Below are 275 nucleotides of genomic sequence, written 5' to 3'. Positions count from 1 at the left end.
GTGCTGGTCCTGACGACGTTCGGGGAACGCGACAACGTCCTGCGGGCGCTCGGCCACGGCAGTGCGGGCTTCCTGCTGAAGGACACCGCCCCGCAGGAGCTGATCCACGCGGTCCGCGCGGCGGCGGCCGGCAACGCCTACCTGTCCCCGGCCGCCACCCGCCACGTGGTGGACACCCTCGCCTCCCCCGCCGCCACCGTGCGCGCCGAGGAGGCGCGCCGCCGCCTGGCCGGGCTGACCGGACGCGAACGCGAGGTGCTGGCCCTGCTCGGCGA

General features: G+C 76.7%; 1 pseudogene. It reads left to right on the top strand.

Annotated elements, in window-relative coordinates:
- Positions 1-275, top strand: a pseudogene (locus tag IG88_RS0138090) (DNA-binding response regulator); the annotation flags it as partial.

Origin of the sequence: Streptomyces sp. NRRL F-5650 (assembly GCF_000721365.1) — a bacterium.
GTDB lineage: Bacteria > Actinomycetota > Actinomycetes > Streptomycetales > Streptomycetaceae > Streptomyces > Streptomyces ardesiacus.
Note: the sequence above shows the minus strand (reverse complement) of the source record. Positions and strands in the feature narration are given on the sequence as shown.